At 44.7% G+C, this 2,640-nt stretch carries 2 protein-coding genes; both read left to right on the forward strand.

Going from position 1 to position 2,640, the window contains the following annotated elements; genetic code table 11:
• Positions 1–203: 203 nt before the first annotated feature.
• Positions 204–1,754 carry an IS21 family transposase gene (istA, locus tag ACR2F7_RS16305; protein WP_432714603.1) on the forward strand — a complete coding sequence of 517 codons (1,551 nt, stop codon included), beginning with the start codon at positions 204–206 and terminating at the stop codon, positions 1,752–1,754.
• Between the two features lie 33 nt (positions 1,755–1,787).
• On the forward strand, positions 1,788–2,513 hold the full coding sequence (istB, locus tag ACR2F7_RS16310) for an IS21-like element helper ATPase IstB (protein WP_432714604.1): 726 nt from the start codon (positions 1,788–1,790) through the stop codon (positions 2,511–2,513).
• Positions 2,514–2,640 lie beyond the last annotated feature (127 nt).

The following is a 2,640-nucleotide window of genomic DNA, read 5'->3' on the forward strand; positions in this document are numbered from 1 at the left end:
ATTCCGCTGCAAACCTTACCAGGTTTTCCGGGGCAAAGTTTACCATTGCACAAGAATACCAGGCTTTTTAAGGCTGACATTCCGACACAAAGGTTACCGCTTATTCCGCTGCAAAGGTTACCACTTTAGGTGTGTTTACCCGTCATTCCAGATAGATTTGATCATAGATCAATTTTATAGAGATGGCGAACAAACCACTAAGTATGCAAAGAGTACGACAAATATTACTTTTCCTCAAACGCGGCTATTCTGAAAGAGAGATAGCAAAACAGACCAAGGTGTCGCGGCCCACAGTTCATCTCTTTTCTACTTTATTTAGGGCCACAGGTCGAGGTTACGATGAGCTATTAAGCTTGAAAGATCCAGATCTTGATGCCGTATTTAGTAAGACAAAGCCTGTTAAAGCAGAACCTGAAGACCCTCGTAAAGCTCATTTTCTAGATCAACTTTCATACTTTATCCTGGAACTTAAACGTGTGGGCGTAACAAGGTATCTCTTGTGGCAGGAATATCTACAGCTTTATCCGGCTGGTTTTCAGTACTCCCGGTTTTGCGAGCTATTGGATATTGAAATGGCTGTACGTAAACCAGCCATGCACCTGGAACATAATCCTGGCGAGCTACTGGAGATTGATTTTGCCGGATCAAAGCTGCATTATGTAAATGAAGATGGTGAGATCATTGAATGTCCGGTGCTGGTTGCAGTGTTGCCTTTTAGTGGATATTCGTTCGTTCAGGCGCTCCCTAATGCCACCTTACCATACCTGATTGGCGCACTGAATGCGATACTTGAATACTTTCAGGGCGTGCCTATGAATGCCATATCAGATAACATGAAGCAGTGGGTAACAAGGACTTGTAAATATGAGCCTACCTTTCCTGAGATGCTCCGGGAATGGGCCTTGCACAACCAGATCGGCTTACTGGCTACCAGACCAGGTTCACCTAAGGACAAACCCTCTGTTGAGAATAATGTACTGATAACCTATCGCCGGGTCTTTGCTTTATTACGCAATGATACTTTCGAAAGCCTGGATCAACTTAATCAGGCTATTCTCTGCAAGCTGGATCTTCATCATGGGCAGAACTTTCAAAAGAAAAGCTATAGTCGTCAGGAGCTGTTTAATGCTGAAGAAAAACCCCTTTTACAGGCTCTACCTGCAACAAGCTATCAAATCCGTCATTACACAAGGGCCAAGGTCCAGAAGAACTACCATGTGGTACTGGGTGAAGACTGGCATTTCTACAGCGTTCCTTTCAGCTATCTGGGCAAAGAAGTTAACCTGGTTTATTGCAGTGACCATGTGGAAGTCTATCATGAGCTACAGCGTATTGCTATTCATACCCGAAGCTTTAAAAAGCATGGTTATAGTACGCTACTGGATCATATGCCTGAAAATCACAGGAAGATTGCCGAGCGCCGTGGCTGGAACCCGGAATATTACTTGAAAAAGGCGCTTGAAAACGGGCCATCTACCCACGAGTTCTTTAGTCAGATCATGGAGAGCAAAATCACCATTCACCAGGCTTACGGTCCTTGTCTGGGCATCTTACAGCTGATCCGTTCTTTTGGTGGCCCTCGTGTAGAGGCTGCATGTAAAAGAGCATTAAGAGGTAAGAAGTATAATTACGGCGTGATAAAAACCATTCTCCAGAATAACATGGATCTGCATGAAGATGCACCCACAGCCGGCTCACCCATACCGTTGCATAACAATCTTCGTGGCCCCGACGCCTACAACAATATCAATTGATCAATAAACAATACTGTATAACATAAAATAACCATGAATAAAAACACCACCGTAGAACAACTAAGCGCCTTGAAGCTTGCTGGTATGGCCAAACGCTATCAGGCCGCTCTGAACCTGCCAAGCCATCAGCAGGAAGATGCTCATTCGCTCATCGCCATGCTTTGCCATGCTGAAATTGAATACCGGAACCACCAGCGTACCGAAAGACTTTTGAAAAACAGCAAGCTGCGCTACCATGCGCTGCTGGAAGAAATTATCTGCAAGCCTGAAAGAGGATTGACCAGGGAAATGCTTTTACGGCTCTCCGACGGTATGTTTATCACTAAAGGTGAAAATGTATTGATTACAGGTGTGACCGGGACAGGCAAGAGCTACTTAGCCTGCGCCTTGGGGCGTAGTGCCTGCCTGATGGGACACAAAGTGATGTACCTGGCCATGAATAAGTTCCTGGAAGCTATAGCGCAGGCAAGGATTGATGGAACTTACTTAAAATGGATTAAACAGATCGCCGCACATGCGGTGTTGATATTAGATGACTTTGGCTTAAAGCCGCTTTCCCACGATGCAAAACTAGCCCTGTTGGATATATTAGAAGACCGCTACGGCAACGGGGCTACAATCATTACTTCCCAGCTGCCACTGGATAAATGGTACGAGTTTATCAATGAACCTACAATTGCTGATGCAGCATTAGACAGATTGACAGCTTCGGCACATAAAGTCGATCTTTTGGGTGGTTCTATGAGAAAAAGAAAATAAATCCTATTATTGATTATAATACACACACCTCAAGTGTTCTAGACCAGTAGCAACTGGTAAGGTTTCGTCCGGAATAAGTGGTAACTTTTCATCCCGGAACGGTGGTAAACTTTCCCCGGAATATGCA

The organism is Pedobacter sp. (assembly GCF_045628745.1).
GTDB lineage: Bacteria > Bacteroidota > Bacteroidia > Sphingobacteriales > Sphingobacteriaceae > Pedobacter.

Bases quoted from the DNA above. Each gene is read 5' to 3' on its own strand.
- istA (WP_432714603.1), top strand. From the start codon at position 204: ATGCAAAGAGTACGACAAATATTACTTTTCCTCAAACGCGGCTATTCT.
- istB (WP_432714604.1), top strand. From the start codon at position 1,788: ATGAATAAAAACACCACCGTAGAACAACTAAGCGCCTTGAAGCTTGCT.